At 69.1% G+C, this 17,679-nt stretch carries 17 protein-coding genes; 10 read left to right on the top strand and 7 right to left on the bottom strand.

What is annotated here, in order from left to right:
* Positions 1-17 precede the first annotated feature (17 nt).
* Both Rhe02_RS29955 and Rhe02_RS29960 read right to left on the bottom strand, forming a co-directional pair.
* Positions 18-698, bottom strand: a complete 681-nt coding sequence (locus Rhe02_RS29955; RefSeq protein WP_203911756.1) for a response regulator — start codon at positions 696-698, stop codon at positions 18-20.
* Positions 695-1,828 carry a sensor histidine kinase gene (locus Rhe02_RS29960; protein WP_203911757.1) on the bottom strand — a complete coding sequence of 378 codons (1,134 nt, stop codon included), beginning with the start codon at positions 1,826-1,828 and terminating at the stop codon, positions 695-697. Before Rhe02_RS29960 ends, Rhe02_RS29955 begins: the two co-directional genes overlap by 4 nt.
* 124 nt (positions 1,829-1,952) lie before the next feature.
* On the opposite strand from Rhe02_RS29960, the gene Rhe02_RS29965 reads away from it, so the two are divergent.
* Positions 1,953-3,092, top strand: a complete 1,140-nt coding sequence (locus tag Rhe02_RS29965; RefSeq protein WP_203911758.1) for an alpha/beta hydrolase — start codon at positions 1,953-1,955, stop codon at positions 3,090-3,092.
* Positions 3,093-3,096: 4 nt separating this feature from the next.
* Here the strand turns inward: Rhe02_RS29965 and Rhe02_RS29970 are convergent, their stop codons facing one another.
* Together Rhe02_RS29970 and Rhe02_RS29975 are read right to left on the bottom strand one after the other, a co-directional pair.
* A complete protein-coding gene (locus Rhe02_RS29970) occupies positions 3,097-3,759 on the bottom strand; it encodes a response regulator (protein WP_203911759.1) in 663 nt (220 codons plus the stop codon).
* Between the two features lie 29 nt (positions 3,760-3,788).
* Positions 3,789-4,376, bottom strand: a complete 588-nt coding sequence (locus Rhe02_RS29975) for a hypothetical protein (protein ID WP_203911760.1) — start codon at positions 4,374-4,376, stop codon at positions 3,789-3,791.
* A 134-nt stretch (positions 4,377-4,510) separates the two neighbouring features.
* Here Rhe02_RS29975 and Rhe02_RS29980 point away from each other — a divergent pair, with 134 nt between their 5' ends.
* Together Rhe02_RS29980 and Rhe02_RS29985 are read left to right on the top strand one after the other, a co-directional pair.
* Positions 4,511-5,650 (top strand): sensor histidine kinase, encoded by a 1,140-nt coding sequence (locus Rhe02_RS29980; protein WP_203911761.1) that lies wholly within the window; start codon positions 4,511-4,513, stop codon positions 5,648-5,650.
* Positions 5,651-5,705: 55 nt separating this feature from the next.
* The gene (locus Rhe02_RS29985) at positions 5,706-6,446 is read left to right on the top strand and encodes an FkbM family methyltransferase (protein ID WP_203911762.1); all 741 of its coding nucleotides are present in this window, start codon (positions 5,706-5,708) and stop codon (positions 6,444-6,446) included.
* Here Rhe02_RS29985 and Rhe02_RS29990 read toward each other — a convergent pair.
* Positions 6,363-7,139, bottom strand: a complete 777-nt coding sequence (locus Rhe02_RS29990) for a CDP-alcohol phosphatidyltransferase family protein (protein WP_203911763.1) — start codon at positions 7,137-7,139, stop codon at positions 6,363-6,365. The two genes, Rhe02_RS29985 and Rhe02_RS29990, sit on opposite strands and share 84 nt — an antisense overlap.
* Before the next feature lie 46 nt (positions 7,140-7,185).
* Between Rhe02_RS29990 and Rhe02_RS29995 the strand changes: the two genes are divergently transcribed.
* The 7 genes from Rhe02_RS29995 (at position 7,186) to Rhe02_RS30025 (ending at position 13,650) form a co-directional block, all read left to right on the top strand.
* Entirely contained in the window at positions 7,186-8,166 is a 981-nt protein-coding gene (locus Rhe02_RS29995) for a zinc-dependent alcohol dehydrogenase (protein WP_203911764.1), read from the top strand.
* Between the two features lie 8 nt (positions 8,167-8,174).
* Entirely contained in the window at positions 8,175-8,573 is a 399-nt protein-coding gene (locus Rhe02_RS30000) for a 6-pyruvoyl trahydropterin synthase family protein (protein ID WP_203911765.1), read from the top strand.
* The gene (locus Rhe02_RS30005; RefSeq protein WP_203911766.1) at positions 8,570-9,676 is read left to right on the top strand and encodes a glycosyltransferase family 4 protein; all 1,107 of its coding nucleotides are present in this window, start codon (positions 8,570-8,572) and stop codon (positions 9,674-9,676) included. Before Rhe02_RS30000 ends, Rhe02_RS30005 begins: the two co-directional genes overlap by 4 nt.
* Positions 9,677-9,755: 79 nt before the next feature.
* On the top strand, positions 9,756-10,694 hold the full coding sequence (locus Rhe02_RS30010; RefSeq protein ID WP_203911796.1) for a lysylphosphatidylglycerol synthase transmembrane domain-containing protein: 939 nt from the start codon (positions 9,756-9,758) through the stop codon (positions 10,692-10,694).
* The gene (locus tag Rhe02_RS30015; protein WP_203911767.1) at positions 10,687-11,382 is read left to right on the top strand and encodes a RibD family protein; all 696 of its coding nucleotides are present in this window, start codon (positions 10,687-10,689) and stop codon (positions 11,380-11,382) included. The genes Rhe02_RS30010 and Rhe02_RS30015 overlap by 8 nt, the downstream gene beginning before the upstream one ends.
* An 8-nt stretch (positions 11,383-11,390) precedes the next feature.
* Positions 11,391-12,050 (top strand): GTP cyclohydrolase II, encoded by a 660-nt coding sequence (locus Rhe02_RS30020; protein ID WP_373320725.1) that lies wholly within the window; start codon positions 11,391-11,393, stop codon positions 12,048-12,050.
* Complete coding sequence (locus Rhe02_RS30025) at positions 12,040-13,650, top strand: sulfatase-like hydrolase/transferase (protein ID WP_239124133.1); 1,611 nt, start codon at positions 12,040-12,042, stop codon at positions 13,648-13,650. The genes Rhe02_RS30020 and Rhe02_RS30025 overlap by 11 nt, the downstream gene beginning before the upstream one ends.
* A 48-nt stretch (positions 13,651-13,698) precedes the next feature.
* Here Rhe02_RS30025 and Rhe02_RS30030 read toward each other — a convergent pair whose 3' ends face one another.
* Both Rhe02_RS30030 and Rhe02_RS30035 read right to left on the bottom strand, forming a co-directional pair.
* On the bottom strand, positions 13,699-14,322 hold the full coding sequence (locus Rhe02_RS30030; protein ID WP_203911768.1) for a hypothetical protein: 624 nt from the start codon (positions 14,320-14,322) through the stop codon (positions 13,699-13,701).
* Between the two features lie 96 nt (positions 14,323-14,418).
* A complete protein-coding gene (locus tag Rhe02_RS30035; RefSeq protein ID WP_203911769.1) occupies positions 14,419-17,670 on the bottom strand; it encodes a hypothetical protein in 3,252 nt (1,083 codons plus the stop codon).
* Between the last annotated feature and the right edge of the window lie 9 nt (positions 17,671-17,679).

Raw genomic sequence — 17,679 nt, forward strand, 5'->3', positions numbered from 1 at the left:
CTGTTCAAACTAGTCCGCTAGCTGCTACCAGGCAACCTGCGCGGCCCGGGGACGACTATGCCGGTCTCATAAGCATAGATGACAGCCTGGGTACGGTCGCGCAGGCCGAGCTTCACCAGGATGCGGCCGACGTGGGTTTTGACGGTCTCCTCGCTGATGGTCAGCCGCCCGGCAATCTCCGCATTGGACAGTCCTCCCGCCACCAGCAGCATGATCTCGGTCTCGCGCGGGGTGAGCGGGGTCAGCGTTTCCTGCGCCCGCACCGCCCGCGGCCGTTGCCGCACCACGTCGGCGATGAGCCGGCGGGTGATGGAGGGCGCGAGCAGGGCGTCGCCCGCGGCGACCACGCGCACCGCGGCGATCAGGTCTTCGGCGGTGACATCCTTGAGCAGAAAACCGCTGGCCCCGGCTATGAGCGCGTCGTAAACATACTCATCGACATCAAATGTCGTGAGCATAATCACCTTCGGCGGGCTGGGTTGCGCGGTCAGCTGACGGGTGGCCTCGATGCCGTTCAGCGAAGGCATCCGGATGTCCATCAGCACCACGTCCACCCGCTCGCGGCCACACCAGGCGACCGCCTCGACGCCATCCGCGGCCACGGCCACCACCTCAAGGTCGGGCTGGGTGCGCAGCATCGTGCTGAACCCGGTCCTCACCACCGCATGGTCGTCGGCGATCAGCACCCTTATCGTCATGGCGTGGCCCAGACCGGCAACTGCGCGTAAACCCGGAATCCGCCATCGGTTTTGGGGCCTGCGCTCAGGACGCCGCCGGCCATGTTCGCGCGCTCCCGCATCCCGAGCAGGCCGTGCCCTGTCCTGCTTGGGATCGCGGCCGCTGGGCCGTCGTTGTCGACCGAAATCTCCACCCCCTCTTCGGTGTAGAGCACCACCACCTCCGCCGCCGCCTGCGGCGCGTGCCTGCGCACGTTGGTCAGCGCCTCCTGGATGATGCGATAGGCCGACACGTCCAGACCGGCCGGGAGTGGCTGCGGGCGGCCGATTCTGCGCACCCGCACCTCGTTTCCGGCGGCCCGGGCCGCGGCGACCAGCTCGTCGAGGCGATCCAGCCCGGGCTGGGGCTCCAGGGCCGGTGCGCTTTCCATGCGCAGCACGCCGAGCAGCCGCCGCATCTCGGTCAGCGCCAGCCGCCCGGTCGCACCGATCGCGGCGAAGCTGTCCCGGCCCGCCTGCGGCAGATCGGCTGTGCCCACCCGGGCGGTCTCGGCCTGCACCACCATCATCGAAACGTGATGGGCGACAACGTCATGCAGCTCGCGGGCGATGCGGGTGCGTTCGGCGAGCACGGCCTGCTCATGGTGGGCTTGCGCCAGTGTGGAGTCGTGCGTGGCGATCAGCTGGGCGCGCTGGCGGCGGGCGTCGCCGAGCCAGGCGGCGGCCAGCCCCGCGCAAAGCAGCAGCAACCCCAAGGGGCGCGAGGAATCGTCGCCGGTGAAGGGGTAGACGGCGTTGGCCGCCAACGGCAACAGCGCGGCACTGGCGGCTGGGCGTGCGTACCGTGAAAAACAAAGGTATAGCACGGCCAACTGTCCAATTAGGGCAGTGACAGTGAGGGTGCCGTAGAGAGTGAGCATCATCGCTACTCCCGAGCCGATCGCCGCGGCGGCCAGCGGCAACCGGTTGCGGGCTAGCAGGAGCGGCGCCACGGCCAGCACGTTGATCAGCACCCCGAGCTCCGCGTCGCCCCACGCCGGCCAGGCCAGCGGAAGCTCGGCGGCCGCGGCCAACGTCAGCAGGGTAACGGCGGCAAGCGGCCATTGCGGCCACCCCTTCAGCCGCGCGGCTCGGTCGAGAGGTGTCTGCACCCCGCCATTGTGCGGGCCGCGCGTCGGCGGGCGCATCCCTCGCGAAGGTTAGCTCTCGGGTGGCACAGCGGCGCGCTCCGCAGGGCGATGTGCCGGTGCCCGCCGGTCTCCTACCGTCGCGGCCATGGATTCCTTTGATGTGACCAGACGTGCCGTTCTCGCCGGCGCGGCGGGCCTGCTGGCGGCAGCGCTGCCTGGCCCGGCCAGCGCCACCCCGGCCCGCTTGCGGCTGCCCGCACCCATCGGCGCGGCGGGCCTGCCGGGGATGGCCATGGGTGCCTCGGCAGGATTGCGGCTGCCCGCACCCACCGGCCGGTTCCCGGTCGGCACGCGCCGCCTGCACCTGGTGGAGGCGACTCGTCCCGACCCGCTCGCGCCGCAGCCACGCCCGCGCGAGCTGATGGTGACGCTGTGGTACCCGGCGCAGGGCAGCGGCCCGGCCGCCGGCTACCTGACGCCCGGCGTCTCGACCCTGCTAGTCGAACAGCTCAACGCGCTCATCGGCTCGGCCTACCCGCAGGATCTGCTGACCTTCGCCACCGCCGCGCGGCAGGGCGCCGCACCACGGCCCGGGCCACACCCGGTCGTGCTTTTCTCGCCCGGCCTGAACACCAACGTGGCCTTCTACACGGGCCTGTGCCAAGACCTGGCCAGCCGAGGGTTCAAGGTGATCGGGGTCGACCACACCTATGACGGCCTGGTCGAGTTCCCCGACGGCAGAATCGAGCTGCCCGCCGAAGATCCATCGCCGGAAACCCTGCTCGCGGTTCGGGTGGCGGACATGGGATTCGTGCGTGCCCGGCTGGCCGATCGCTGTGCGGTCGCCGCGATGGGCCACTCGCTGGGCAGCATGACCGTCATCGGCGCGCTGGAGCAGGACAGCCGGTTCACCACCGGGGTGGCGATGGACGGCAACCCGCTGGGCGAGGCGAGCCTGACCCAGCCGTTCCTGATGATGGGCAACCCCAGCCACAGCCGGGCCACCGACCCGGACTGGGCCGGCTTCTACGACCGGCTCCGCGGAGCTCGCCTGCATCTGGTGGTTCACGGCAGCGAGCACTACGACTTCAGCGACTTCACCGTTTTCAAGCAGCAGATCGACCTCGGTGGGGTCTTCGAGCTGGGGCCGATCGACGGGCGGCGTGCGATGACGATCGGCCGCAGCTATCTGGGCGCCTGGCTCGTCCAGACCCTGCTGGGCGGGCAGGAACCGTTGCTGCGTCACGAGTCGCCCGCCTTTCCGGAGGTCGACTTTCAGCCCTGATGCGCTATTCGGGCTCGTCCAGGCCGGCCCGGAAGGCCAAGCGGGCGGCCTGGACCCGGTTGGTGACATTGAGTTTGGAGAAGATGGCGCTGACGTGTCCCTTGACTGTTCCCTCGGTCATGAACAGCGCGGTGCCGATGTCCGCATTGGACAATCCCTGGCCCAGCAGGCCGAGCACCTCTCGCTCCCGGTCGGTGAGGGTGGCGACCATCTGGTCTTCCTCGTCGGAGAGCTGGGTGCCGGTGCGGCCCTGCGCGGCTTGGCTCATGACCTGCATGGTGACGGCGGGATCGAGCATGGCCAGACCATCAGCGGCCGCCCGGAGCGCTCGCAGGAGCTGTTCGGGCGGCGCGTCTTTGAGCATGAAACCGACGGCGCCTGCGGCCACCGCCTCGGTGATGTACTCGTCGTCGTTGAAGGTGGTGAGGATGACGATGCGGGGCGGGCTTTCGCCGGACATCAATTCTCTTGTGGCGGCGAGGCCGTCCAGCCCCGGCATGCGAATGTCCATCAACACCAGGTCGGGTTTAAGCCGGCCGGCCACGGTCAGCGCATCTCTGCCGTCCGTGGCCGTGCCGACTACCTGGAATCCTTCGGCCGTGTCGATGATCGTCGTCAATCCACGGCGAACGATGTCGCTGTCATCGACGATGAGGACTCGGACCACGAGTCCATCTCACCACCGATGGGGGCGGCTCACTTCCAGAGCGCGGAAACCAGCTTGGAAGCGTCGCCGACCTGGGTGGCGTACCGGTCCGGGAAAGCGGACACCTGGACGTTTTGCGCCACATCTCCGGCCGGAGCCTTCTTCCAGCTCTCGTTCGGGTGCAACTCGATCATGCGGTTGAGGAACGCGTCGGTCGCGTAGGCCGGGTTGACCAGCTCTGCGGGCTTACCCCAGCCGGCGGAGGGGCGCTGCTGGAACAGGCCAAGGCTGTCATAGTCGACCGCCTTGTTGTAGTTGTGCAGGTGACCCTCGACGATGGTGGTCGACAGCGCGATGGTGGCGGCGTGCTGGTCCATGCCGCGCGCCTTGACCTGGTCCACGACCGCGCGGGCACACGAAACCTGGTACCCGTCAAGGTTTCCGGCAAGGTCGGCGTCGAGCTTGGGGGCCATGTCCTTGGCGAGGTTCTTGTCGGCGTCGGTGACACCCTGCGCGGCACAGGGGACGGTGGGGATGGAAGCAGCTTGTGCGGGGGCGGAGTGGGCTAGCTGTACTCCGAAGGTCACGGTGGCAGCGGCAATGGCGGTCACAATGGCGGCTCGGGTGTACTTAAGCAAGATTTCTCCTTCGCAAGACGTGGGATGTTTTCCCTCGTTCTGGCCACCAGTCTTCCGGTCAGGGGGGTGCTCCCACCTCTGTCGTGGGTCAGCATTCGCCCCTGACGAAAGTCGGGGAGGCGAATAATCGAGGAGTGCGACTGTTCCCGATCTCCGTGCTCGCCTTCGCGCTTGCTGCCGTGGTGAGCTGGGAACGGCTGAGCATCGACAAGGGCCAGCACGACCTGGTGCGCATAGCGCTGTGGATTTCCGGCCTTGCCGTCATCTTTTGTGCCCTCTCCGGGCGCTGGTTCCCGCTGACCGCGCGGGCGGGGGCGGCCGCGGGCGTGTCCTGGCTCACCACCGCCGCGGTGCTGACGCTTGGGCCGATTGACCACTCATGGGGGGTGGGGGAGTCGATCGGCCTGGGAATCCTGATGGCCCAGTCGATCCGCAAGCTGCCTTCGCCCCAGGCGCTCGGCCTGGGCCTGGCGCTGGGCACGGCGGCGATCATCGCCCCGATGCGTGATGAGCAGCCGGGTCCGTTCAGCTCGGCGATCGGGGTGCTGACCCTGTGCACCGCGGCGACCTTCGTCTACCTGCGCGGGCTCGACTCCGAACACAGGCTCGCCGTGTCGGAGACGCGCATCAGGGAGAGGTTAAGCATCGCCCGCGAACTTCACGACCTGGTGGCCCACCACATCACCGGAATAGTCATTCAAACCAATGCCATCCGTCTGGTACTCAATAGGCCACAAGAGGTCAAGGAGAAGCTCGACGACATCGAAGAGGCCGGAAAGCAGGCGATGACGGCCATGCGGCGCTTGGTGTCCCTGCTGCGCGACAGCTCCACCGCGCCATTGGACCCCACCCCGGGGATCGCCGAGATTCCGGCGGTGGCTGTCCCGCTGCGCAGAAGCGGGGTGCACGTCGCCATGGACCTCGATCCCGCGCTGGCCGGCGTTCGCCCCGACCTGGCAGCTGGGATATACCGGATCGTAAGGGAGGCATTGACCAACGTCGGCAAGCATGCGCGCGGGGTCACCCGGGTGGACGTGGAGGTGAGAAGCGATTCCGCGGGCGACATCGACATCGAGGTGACCGACGACGGGCGAGGTGAGACCTCTCGCTTCGCGATAAGCGGGTTCGGCCTCATCGGGCTCAAGGAGCGGATTATGGAGCTCGGCGGAAGCCTGCAGAGCGGGCGCATGGCCGGCGGCGGATGGCGGCTCAAGGCTCACCTGCCCGCCTCGGCCACCATGACGCCGAATCACGAAGGCAGCTGGCCGCTCTAGCTTTGCTCCAATGTGGACAGTGTTGCCGTGGTCCGGGCCGCGATATGGTCGCCACATGCTTGCCCGTGCGTGGGGGATTACCCGATCGATGCTCATGTACCACGGCGTGCCCGGAAGGCAGCGCCGCATGGTCCGGTTCTACCGGCAGTTCCTCGGGCCGGGGGAGACCGGTTTCGACATCGGCGCGCATGTGGGCAGCCGGGTGCGGGCGTGGCGGCGGATGGGGGTGCGGGTGATCGCCCTGGAGCCGCAGCCGGACTGCCTGCGGGTGCTGCGACTGCTCTTCGGCCGCGACGCGGGGGTGTCCATTGTGCCCAAGGCGGTGGGCGCGGCGCCGGGCCGGGCGCGGCTGGCCCTTTCCAGCGCCACCCCGACCGTGTCGTCGATGTCGTCGGAATGGATCGAGTCGGTGACCGCCGCCGACCGTCGTTTCGCGCAGGTGCACTGGGACAGCTCGGTCGAGGTGGAGGTGGTGACCCTTGACGACCTCATCGCCGCGCACGGCGAGCCGGCCTTCTGCAAGATCGATGTGGAGGGTTTCGAGGCCGAAGTGCTGACCGGGTTGAGCAAACCGTTGCGGGGGCTGTCTTTCGAGTACCTGCCGATGGCGCACGAGGAAGCCCTGACCGTGCTGGGCATCGTGGAGCGACTGGGCGCGTACGAATACAACTACGCGCCCGTGGAGACGATGCGTTTCGCCAGTGAGCGCTGGCTAGACCCGCTCGCGTTGCAGCGGCTGCTCGAGCGCTTCCGGCCGCTGGGCCGCTCCGGCGACGTCTACGCCCGCCTGCGGTAACGGCTCACCCCGGCGTCGCCACAGCCAGAGGAAATCCCTGCCGAACGATTCGACCAGCAACGCCAGGGCTATCAGCAGGGCGGCGATGCTCAGCCAGGGCCACACCACCTCTGCGGCCACCACCACCAGAACGATGCCCTGGATCGCGGCCACCACCTTGCACCAGTAGCGCGGCGGGGGTGTGCGGTGCATCCACGGCAGCACCCAGCTCGCGGCGACATAGGCGTAGCGCATCGCCCCGATGGTCAGCACCCACCCCCCGACCATGGGCGCCACATAGACGCTGAGAACCGCGATGAGGAAGGCGTCGACCTCCATGTCGAAACGCGCGCCGAAGCTGGAAGCGGTCAGGGTGCGCCGCGCGACCAGACCGTCCACCGCGTCTAGGACAAGCGCCGCGGTGGTGATCGAGACGAAGACGGTGGCCGGGACGGCGCCGGTCAACGAGTCGGCGGTCAGCGCGGTGACCCCGCCGACGAGCGCGGCTCGTGTGATCGTCACCCAGTCGGCTGGTCCAAATCGGGCCGTTTCCGTGCGGTGCATCGCGCGAGTGACCAGGATGGCTATGGCGACCGCGTAGCAGCCTCCGATGATCCATCCGGCAGCGCGCAGGCCGATGGTGAGCCACAGCGCGCCGAGGAACGCCGCCGAAAAGATCAGCCCGATTATCGGGCCCAGTCGAACCGAAGGCACCGCATCTCCGTAAGGTTCGTTGATGACCTAAAAAGAAGGGAGGCCGATGGCATACTACGCGCAGGCCTTCTGGGTCATCTCGCCCGGTATGGGCGAGATCCGCACGGTGTCGCTTCCCGAGCCCGGCCCCGGTGAGGTGCTCGTCCGCACGCTGCACACCGGCATCAGCCGGGGCACCGAAACCCTGGTGTTCCGCGGTGAGGTTCCGGTGAACCAGCGCGAGGTGATGCGGGCGCCGTTCCAGGAGGGCGACTTTCCCGGTCCGGTGAAGTACGGCTACCTCAACGTGGGCGTGGTCGAGCAAGGGCCGCAAAAGTTGCTGGGGCGCAAGGTGTTCTGCCTCTATCCGCATCAGACCGCCTACGTCGTCCCGGTCGACGCGGTGGTGGCCATTCCCGACGGTGTGCCGCCGACGCGCGCCGTGCTCGCCGGGACGGTGGAGACCGCGGTGAACGCGGCCTGGGACGCCGCGCCGCTGGTCGGCGACAGGATCACCGTGGTGGGCGCGGGAATGGTCGGCTGCTGTGTCGCCGCCGTGCTGGCCCGGCTCCCGGGCGCCTCGGTCGAGCTGGTCGACATCAACCCGCAACGGGCCGCCGTGGCGGCGGCCCTCGGCGTCCACTTTGCCACGCCTGAGCAGGCGCAACCGCACCGCGACGTGGTGTTCCACGCCAGTGCCAGCGCGGCCGGGCTGCAGCTGTGTCTGGAGTTGCTCGCCCGCGAGGGCACGGTCACCGAGCTGAGCTGGTATGGCGACCGTGAGGTGAACGTGGCGCTGGGCGGCTTCTTCCACTCCGGAAGGCTCAGCATCCAAGCCAGCCAGGTCGGCATGGTCGCCCCGGCGCGCCGGGCGAACCGCTCCTATGCCGACCGCCTGGCCCTCGCCCTGAATCTGCTCGGCGATCCGGCCTTTGACGCGCTGCTTTCCGGCGAGTCGCGTTTCGACCAGCTGCCAGATGTTCTGGCTGCTCTATCCGCGGGTACGAATTCCGCGCTGGCCCATGTCATTACCTACGGCGGAGAGTGAAGAATCCTGTGTTCAGCGTGACCGTCCGGGATCACATGATGATCGCGCACAGCTTTCGGGGAGACGTTTTCGGGCCAGCGCAACAGTTGCACGGCGCGACGTTCGTGGTCGACGCGACGTTTCGGCGCGCCGAACTCGACGCCGACAACATCGTGGTCGACATAGCGCGGGCCGCCGACGAGCTCAAGGCGGTGGTGGGCGAGCTGAACCTGCGCAACCTCGACGACGATCCCGCGCTGGCGGGCATGAACACCACCACCGAGGCGCTGGCCCAGGTGATCGCGGACCGCCTCGCCGGCCGCGTGAAAGCCGGCGCTTTCGGCCCGGGCGCGCTCGGCCTGGCCGGAATAACGGTGACCCTGCACGAGTCGCACATCGCCTGGGCCAGCTACGAGCGGGCACTATGACCGGCACGGTGCATCTGGTGCTGCCCAACGACATCGACGACCCGGCGTCGCCCAGCGGTGGCAACGTCTACGACCGGCGGGTCAGCCAAGGCCTGGCGGCGCTGGGCTGGGCGGTGCGTGAGCATCCGGTTCGCGGCGGCTGGCCGCATCCCAGCCAGGCGGAAACCGCCGCGCTGTCGGCGGTTCTGGCATCCCTGCCCGCGGGCCAGACCGTGCTCCTGGACGGTCTGGTGGCCTGCGCCGCGCCCGAGGTGATGTGGTCGCAGGCGGCACGGCTGCGGCTGGTCATCCTGGTGCACATGCCGCTGGCGGAGGCGGCGTCCTCGCTTCGCGCTGGCGAGGGGCGGGCGCTGGCGGCCGCGGCCGCGATCGTGACCACCAGCCTGTGGAGCCGTGGCCGGCTGCTGGAGCTCTATGACCTGCCACCCGGCCGCATTCACGTCGCCGCGCCGGGCGTGGAAGCGGCCCGCCTGGCGACCGCGTCCCGGGCGGGCAATCGCCTGCTGTGCGTGGCCGCGCTCGCCCGGCACAAGGGGCACGACCTTTTGGGAAAGGCGCTGGCGGAAGTGGCCGACCTGCCCTGGAGCTGTGTATGGGTGGGTCCGCTGCAACGTGAGCAGGGCTTTGCCGATGAGCTGCGCCAGCTGATCCGGGTGTCTGGAATAGCCGACCGGGTGCACTTGGTAGGCCCATGCCGCGGATCCGCCCTCGAATTCCGTTACGCCCAGGCCGACCTGCTCGTGTCGGCTTCCCGCGTGGAGACCTACGGGATGGCGGTCACCGAGGCGCTCGCGCGCGGAATCCCGGTGCTCGCGCCTGCGGTGGGCGGCCTGCCCGAGGCGCTCGGGCGGGCTCCGCAAGGCGCTCTGCCCGGGATGCTGGTGCGTCCCGGCGATCATTTGGAGCTGGCCGCTGCGCTTCGGCGGTGGCTGACCGGGGAAAAGCTAAGGGATGACCTTCGACGGTCCGCCCGTGAGCGCCGGGCCACGCTCTCGGGCTGGGCGCTCACCGCACGGCTGCTCGCCGGTGTCCTTTCCGCGTCGGCGGTCACCATGAGCAAGATTTACTCGCCCTCTGTGGAGGATTTCGCAGACACACCATGACCCCAACATCTAGAAAGGGACTTTGCATCGACTGGAGGTCCTCTTGCGCAGCGTCTTGACGTCGGCCATCGCCCGGCCAATGTGGACGTGGGCCCGAAACCTGCTCGGCATCGGCATCCTTGCCTGGCTGGGATGGCGGCTGGGCACCGGCCCGTTCCTGGACGGGGTACGAGCCATCGACCGGTCCAGTCTGGTCGTGGCGACCGTCATCGGCGCGGTGACCACCTCCTGCTGCGCTTGGCGGTGGCGTCTGGTGGCCGGGGGCCTGGGCGTGCGGCTGCCGATGCGGGAAGCGGTCGCGGCCTGCTACCGGTCACAGTTTCTTAACATGACCCTGCCCGGCGGGGTGGTCGGCGATGTGCACCGCGCGGTGCGGCACGGCCGCGATGTCGGCGATGTCGGCCTTGGCGTACAGGCGGTGGTGCTGGAGCGGGTGGCAGGACACGTGGTGCAGGTGGTGCTGGCGGTGACCGTGCTCGCGGCGTTCCCGTCGCCGGTACGGTCGCACCTGCCGGCGGTGCTGGCGGTCCTCGCGGCCGTGGGTCTGGTGGTGGCGGTGCTGGCGTTCGGCGTGTCCCGTGGCGGATCGATCCGGTGGGTGGCGGCGCTGGCCCGCTCGTTGTCGCGGATGCGCCTGGGGCTGCTCACCCCGCGGCTGTGGGCGGGGGTGGTGTTCACCTCCGCCGTCGTGCTCGCCGGCCAGCTGGCCACCTTCGTTCTGGCGGCCCGGGTCAGCGGCTCGGCCGCGCCGCTGGCTCTGCTGGTGCCGCTCACCCTCTTCGCCCTGATGGCCATGGCGGTGCCGCTGCATGTGGCGGGGTGGGGATTGCGAGAAGGCGCTGCCGCCTGGGTGTTCGGCGCGGCCGGGCTGACCGCCACCCAGGGCGTCGCCACAGCGGTGACCTACGGCGTGCTGACTCTGGTCGCCGGATTGCCCGGGGCTGCGGTGCTCCTCTTCGGAAGGCTGGGCGCCCGAACGCCCGTCGCCGCCCTCGCCCAGGGGGAAGCGAATGGCTGAGCGGCCCTACGTGCTGCTCAGCTGCAGCATGTCGATCGACGGTTACCTCGACGGGGCGACCGAGGAACGCCTGCTGCTGTCCAATGCCGACGATTTCGATCGGGTGGACGCGGTGCGGGCCGAGTGCGACGCCATCCTGGTGGGCGCGCGCACGGTGCGCCGGGACAACCCGCGGCTGCTGGTGAGGTCCCAGGAGCGACGCGAGCAGCGGGTGGCCAAGGGGATGCAACCCTCGCCGATCAAGGTGACCGTGACCGGGCGCGCGAAGCTGGATGCCCGCGCCGAATTCTTCACCGCCGGGGACATGGAAAAGATCGTGTATTGCGCGACCGCGTCGATGCCGGATGCGTTGCAGCGCTTGGGTCGCGTCGCCACCGTGGTCGACGGCGGCCAGCCCGTGGACCTGCGCCGGATGACCCACGACCTCTATGCGCGCGGGGTGGGCCGGTTGATGGTCGAGGGCGGGGGGAGCATGCACACCCAGTTCCTCACCGCCGACCTAGCCGACGAGCTGCACCTGGTGGTGGCGCCGTTCTTCGTCGGTGACTCGCGAGCCCGCCGGTTCGTCAGCGACGGCCGCTTCCCCTGGAACCCGCAACGCCGGGCAACACTTGCCGACGTTCGCCAGATAGGGGACGTGGTCCTGTTGCGTTATGCGCTGTCGCCCCGGTTTGGCCATGCTGACTAAGGAGATCGATGGACAACGTGCTGCCTAGGGCATCGGTTCGTACGCAGGTGCTGGTGCCGCTGAGATTCCACGACGGCTACACCACCACCGCGCGCGTGATCTCCTTCAACGGGCTGGTCGACAGCCGGGAACACCTCGCCTTCGGCCTGGGCGACTGGGCGCATCGGCCGGCCGGCCCGGTCGACGTCCCACTGGTACGCCCGCACAGCGAATGCCTGACCGGAGACGTCTTCGGCAGCCAGCGCTGCGACTGCGGGCCGCAGCTGCGCGAGGCGGTGGAACGCATCGCGACCGCGGGAGGTCTGCTGCTCTACCTGCGCCAGGAGGGCCGGGGCATCGGCCTTTACCCCAAACTTGAGGCGTATGCTTTGCAGGACACCGGTTTGGACACCTATGAGGCCAACGTCGCGCTGGGCCACGACGAGGACGAGCGCGACTACACCGTCGCGGCGCAGATGTTGCAGGCGCTGGACGCGCGCAGGGTCGCCCTGCTGAGCAACAATCCGGACAAGGCCGAACAGCTGCGCCAGCTCGGTGTCGCGGTGACCGAGTGCGTGCCGACCGGTGTGCACATGTCACCGGCCAACGCCAACTATCTGGCCGCGAAGGCGCGCCGCGCCGCCCACTCGTTGCAGGTCCGCTTTGGAGGAGCCAGAGTTGTCGACTGATCCGGTCAACTGGCGCGGCGTGGCCGTGCGCACGGTCACCGTGGTGGCCTGCCTGGTGGTGTTGCTCGTTCTGGTGGCACCGGGCGAGCTGGGTGTGCTGACCCCGCTGGCGTTCCTGCGCATCCCGATCGACGCGCTGCTGGCCATCGGCTTGATGGTGGTGCTGGCGCCGCGCGCCAGGCGGATCGCGGCCTGGACCCTGGGCATCACTTTCGGCCTGCTGGCCGTCGTGAAGATAATCAGCCTCGGGTTCTCGATGGCGCTCGACCGGTCTTTCGATCCGGTCTACGACTGGCCCTTTCTTGAAGCGGGAGTGGACTTTCTCGCCCAGTCCAGCGGACGCGCCGCCGCGATCGGTGCGGTGATCGGCGCCCTGCTGCTGACCGCCGCGGTGGTGACGCTGGTGGCGCTGGCGTTTGTGCGCACCACCCGGCTGGCGGTGAGGCATCGCCCGATGACGATCCGGGTGCTGGTGGCCGGGGCGCTGGCGTGGGTGGTCTGCCTGGTGGCGGCGGTCCAGTTGGTGCCGAACGTGCCGGTCGCCTCCCGCGACTACTTCGACCGCCTGGCCCGGGTGAACACGAGCCTGCGCGACCGGGAGGCGTTCAACGCGGCGTCGGCGGTGGACGCCTTCGCCGGCACGCCGAACGATCAGCTGCTGACCGCGTTGCGCGGCAAGGACATGGCGCTGGTGTTCATCGAGTCCTACGGGCGGGTGGCGCTCGACGACCCGAGCATGGGCCCACAGATCCGCGCCCTGCTCGACGACGGCAGCGACCGGTTGCGCGCGGCCGGCTTCGGCTCCCGCAGCGGCTTTCTCACCTCCCCGACCGCCGGCGGTGGGAGCTGGCTTGCCCACGCCACCATGCTTTCCGGGCTGTGGGTCAACAACCAGCAGCGCTACCGCCAGCTGCTGGCCGGCGACCGGCTGACCCTGACCGCGGCGTTTCAGAAGGCAAGCTGGCGCACGGTCGCAGTGATGCCCGGAACCAACCAGCAGTGGCCGGAGGGCGGCCAGTTCTTCGGTTACGACCGCATCTACACCGCCACCGATCTGGGTTATCACGGCCCCAGGTTCAGCTTCTCCAGCATGCCCGACCAGTTCACCCTCGCCGCTTTCCAGCGTTCCGAGGAGGCGGGCACGGCGCACTCCCCGCTGATGGCGATGATCCCGCTGACCTCCAGCCACGGGCCGTGGAATCCGGTCCCGCCGCTTGTCGACTGGAACACCATCGGCGATGGCTCGGCCTTCCAGGAGGTGAAGGGGGCCGGCGCACAGGACGCCATGCTCGGCAGCGACCGGGTCAACGCCGACTACGAGCGGGCGATCGCCTATTCGCTGCAAAGCCTTGTCTCGTATGTGGAAAAGTACGGCGATGAGAACCTGGTGCTCGTGTTCCTCGGCGACCACCAGCCATCCACCGCCGTGACCGGTACGAAGGCCAGCCGCGATGTGCCGATCACCATCGTCGCCCGCGATCCGGCCGTGCTGGAAAGGGTTTCCGGTTGGGGCTGGACAGATGGGCTCAGACCCGGCCCGCAGGCCCCGGTCTGGCGCATGGACACCTTCCGCGACAGATTCCTGACCGCATTCGGTTAAGGGCCGGGCGCGGCGGCCTGGGCTCGATCCGCCGCACCCGGGTGGTGCCTAACCGCCGTAAACCGTGGCGATGTCTTGGTAGGCCTGCCCGAACCGGGCCATGGCCGCCTCGATGTTGGGCTCGGGATGCGGGTCGCCCATGGCGAGCTGCATCAAAGACAGGCCCGCGACGAGGTCCTCCCCGGTGGCTTTGAGCGCCGGGTTGTTGGTGGTGTCGTCGTGGAACTTGCCGTTCTTCAGGTCGGCCCAGCCGACGTTTTCCAGCCTGGCCTCAGCTCCGTCGAGCCGGGCCGCCGAGGCGAGGAAAACGTCGGTGGCCTTCGCGATGAGCTCCTTGGCCTTGCCCGGATCACCGGCCAGCTCCGCCTCTCCGAGCAGCTGCAAGCCTTCCCCGAGCTCGGCGATGAAGTCGAAGCGGAACTTCGGGTCCAGCTCGTTGTCGATGATGAGCGCGGCCGGACAGGACAGGCAGGTCGGTGGCCATGGCGGCTTGGGCGCCAGGTCGGGTACCACGACAGTGAAACAGTCGAATACCCGATGGCCTCCGAACGTGCCCACCTCGAAGCACACCCGTATCTCTTGCCCCCCGGCGCTTGCGGGGTTCGCCGGGACGAGAAACGCGGTGCTGATGGCAAGCGCCATCGTGAGCAGGAGTCGCTTGGCGATCTCCATTGATGCCTCCCAACTATATGGGTCAATGCGATTGCGCGCACAGTAATCACGGGGACCGATGCGGTCTCGACATTGACCCGTTCCCGACAGCCGTCGCTATTGGCGGGTCAGGGTGAACCAGTTGAGCTGCCAGTTTCCGCCTCCGGCGGGCGGGCTGAGCCGGATCGTGTGATGCCCGGCGGCCAGCGTGAAGCTCTGTGCGGTCACGGTTTGCCAGACACCGGCGGTGTTCACCGCCGTCGTCTGGCTGACAGCACCGACCGTGGCCGTGATGGCCGGGTTCGGGTGGGCGGCGACGTCGTCGCCGTTGACGCGATAGGCCAGCCGGTAGGTGCCGGCTGTCGGGACATAGACGCGATACTCGACTGAACCCTCCTGATGCCCGGATCCTGAATCGTCGGCCAAGGTGAAACCCTCACCGGCGATGCCGTCGCTGGCGCAGGCGTCCAAGCATTGCGCCATAAAAGCCGTGGCGTCTATGGGTACGGTCCCGTCCGGCCGTTGCGCGCGGCGTTCGCCGGTCGTGGTGGCCGTGTGTTCGGCTTGGACGGTCGTGACGCCATTGACGTTGGCGGCCAGCGTCACCGGGTCCGGAGTGAAGAGCCGGTCGATGTCGACCGACGCGATCCAGTGGTCGAGCACCCCGGTCTGTCCCGGGCGCGGCCACTGGTGGAAGGTGACCCACATCCGGCCGGTGCGGTCGAAAACCGGTGGCCGCTGTTCGGTCGGCTGCCCCAGCCGCGGCAACAGGTTGCGGCCGGTGTCGAGCAGGTTGCCGAACGAGAAGGTCTTCGCGTCTCCGGTCCCGGTGTGGCGTACCGAGAAAATATTGCCGGTGGTCCAAGTGTCAACCGCCACAATGGTTTTGCTCACCGGATCCTCGACCAGCTGCGGGAAGCTGGGGAAGTAGCCACCGCCGCCGAAGCCGGCGCTCTGCAGGATGTCGTAGTCCGGGGCGCAGGTTTGGCCCCACACGGTGCGTCCGAGCGCGGTGGTGGTGTAGGTGTGTGGCTGGGTGTTCCACCGGTTGAGGTCGAACGGGCACAGCGGCCCACCCAATTTGCGAGTCCCGTTGGACTTCGCGTAGACGGCAAGCCCGTTGCTGATCGCCCACATGTTGCCCTGGTGGTCGTAGATTCCGCCGTGGGTGCCGCGGAAGGCGGTGCCGGCCGGGGTGAGCCCGGCCAGGAAGGGCGCCGAGACCGGGGTGATGGCCCCGTTCCGCGAGTCGTAGCTGAATTCCTGGGTCACACTCGGATCGAGCCCGGGCGGGATGGTCGCCGGGTTGCCGTCGTCGTCGGCGTGCCAGATGTCGGCCACCACGTTGAAGCGCTCGTCGCCGATGACGCCGCTCGGGTCGGCCTCCACCGACTTGAGGGCGATACCGAGGTTGCCCGGGCGCGCCGGGTTCGGCGGCTCGATGTCGCGCACCTCCGGATAGGCATAGTAGCCAACAACTCTGGCGTCATACTGCCCCGCGGCGTCCGGGCCGAGGACACGGATTGCCATCAGCCCGCCGCTGCTGCGCACGCCGTCACCGGCGTAGAGCGCGACGATGATGTCTCGGGAGCGGGGAAACATCGCCATTTCGTTCAGGCCGCCGCACAGGCTGGTGCCGTTGGGCAGGCCCGCGTAAGGAGTGCAGGCGCGTTCGTCCACATCGGAGTCAGGGTTGGAGTTGGCCAGCTGCGCCGCGGTCCATTGCCGGGAGACCTGCCAGGTGCCGTTGACGTTGCTGATGATGCCGAAGCTGGGCCACACACCCTCGGCCGGGATCCGTTTGCGTTCAAGGTAGGACTGCCACGGCACGCCGAACAGGTTGGTGAAGGCGACCGCGTTGCCATCGCCGACGACCTGGACGTCCCACGAGTCCGCGCCGCCGTGGAAGGTTTGCCCGCCTTCGGAGATCGGGGTGACGCTGTCGAAGCCCAGCGCGGTCTTGGCCCGCACATTGGTCCACCGGCTCGTCTTCGGGTCGTAGATTCCGGCGGCCACATAGTCGTCGGCGACCGTCGTGTCGCGCCCGCCCTGGACGGCTACCACGCCCTGCGCGGTGACAGCGCTGAAGATGCCGATGTGCCCGGCGGGCCAGCCCCATCCGGGCACAGCCCGGGTGGCGAGCCGATGCCCGGAGGGGCTCAGCCCGCCGGGCAGGTCCGTCCCGAAGGAACCGGCCCGGCCGTGAATGGTCACCACTTCCGACTCGTAAAGGGCGGGAAGGGTTCCGGTCGCGTCGAGCCGCAACGTGACCTGGGTGCGCAACGCTCCGGCACCACCCCACCACAGGTGGGCCACCGCGAAGACGGGCTGGGCCGCGCTGCCGGTCGGATCGGCCGTGGCCAGCGACAGCCCGCCGAATCCGGGCAGGTCGGGGAAACCGAGATAGGGCTTGGCATTGGCGCCCGGCTCAGGCGAGGAACGGGTCGACGAGCCCCAGGCCGGGCGGTAGCGGTGGGCCGGGTTGAACGCGTTGACCAGCGCACAGGACCCGCCGGTGGTGGGGGATGCGGTGCCGCACAGCGCCCACCCGGTGGCGTAGTCGGCCGAGTCGCGGGTGTTGGCCCCGAAGAACAGCCACAGGTTGCCGTCGGCCGCGCGCAGCATGGTGGGGCTGTCGATCAGGTGACGGCGTCCGCCCGGGCAGGAGGCGGCGACGATGTCGTCGAAGCCCATCACCGGGTCGTCCGCGGCGAGCAGCTGCCGCTGTGGGCCGGTCAGCTGACCGGCCACCGGATCGAAGCGCTGCACCGAAATCCGGGTCACGCAGCCGCCCACGTTCTGCCGCCACACCACGTGCCACGCGGCGGAGGCGCGGTCGTAGAAGAATTCCGGCTCGCCCACGGAACTTCCGTCCGCCGGGCAGACCAGCGGCTGCTGGCCGTGGAACCAGCCCGGCCCGGTGGGGCGGTTGGAAGCGGCGTAGCCGAGGCAGGTCTGGGTGACGCCGGTCTTGCGGGCCGCGTACACCATCCACCACACCCCACCCGCGAACGCCGCCGACGGGGTGCGCACCGAACCGGCCGCAGGATCGGCCCAGGGCGCGGGCCCGTCGGGCATGGCGTCCCCGGACAGGCAGCCGCCCAGCTGATCCGGGGTGGCCCCGACCCGATAGGGGAGGTGGGCGAAACCCTTGACCCACACCGAATCGGCGGGGGTGCACGCCACCGCGCCCGGTGAGCTGAGCGACTCGCCCGAGGCCAGGCTCACCCAGCGGTCCCCGTCGCGTAGGAGCACGGCGTCCGCGGCTCGCAGCCCACCCTGTGCCCCCGCCTGCGCGGCGGGAGCGATGGTCACGGCGGCCAGCGTGGCCGCACTCACCAGCGCGGCTGCCCAGCGAAGCATAGTCATGGGCCGATG

The sequence above is a fragment of the Rhizocola hellebori genome, assembly GCF_016862955.1.
GTDB lineage: Bacteria > Actinomycetota > Actinomycetes > Mycobacteriales > Micromonosporaceae > Rhizocola > Rhizocola hellebori.

Bases quoted from the DNA above. Each gene is read 5' to 3' on its own strand.
- Rhe02_RS30010 (WP_203911796.1), top strand. From the start codon at position 9,756: ATGTGGACGTGGGCCCGAAACCTGCTCGGCATCGGCATCCTTGCCTGG.
- Rhe02_RS30030 (WP_203911768.1), bottom strand. From the start codon at position 14,322: ATGGAGATCGCCAAGCGACTCCTGCTCACGATGGCGCTTGCCATCAGC.
- Rhe02_RS30035 (WP_203911769.1), bottom strand. From the start codon at position 17,670: ATGACTATGCTTCGCTGGGCAGCCGCGCTGGTGAGTGCGGCCACGCTG.
- Rhe02_RS30015 (WP_203911767.1), top strand. From the start codon at position 10,687: ATGGCTGAGCGGCCCTACGTGCTGCTCAGCTGCAGCATGTCGATCGAC.
- Rhe02_RS29985 (WP_203911762.1), top strand. From the start codon at position 5,706: ATGCTTGCCCGTGCGTGGGGGATTACCCGATCGATGCTCATGTACCAC.
- Rhe02_RS29965 (WP_203911758.1), top strand. From the start codon at position 1,953: ATGGATTCCTTTGATGTGACCAGACGTGCCGTTCTCGCCGGCGCGGCG.
- Rhe02_RS30020 (WP_373320725.1), top strand. From the start codon at position 11,391: ATGGACAACGTGCTGCCTAGGGCATCGGTTCGTACGCAGGTGCTGGTG.
- Rhe02_RS30005 (WP_203911766.1), top strand. From the start codon at position 8,570: ATGACCGGCACGGTGCATCTGGTGCTGCCCAACGACATCGACGACCCG.
- Rhe02_RS29955 (WP_203911756.1), bottom strand. From the start codon at position 698: ATGACGATAAGGGTGCTGATCGCCGACGACCATGCGGTGGTGAGGACC.
- Rhe02_RS29995 (WP_203911764.1), top strand. From the start codon at position 7,186: ATGGCATACTACGCGCAGGCCTTCTGGGTCATCTCGCCCGGTATGGGC.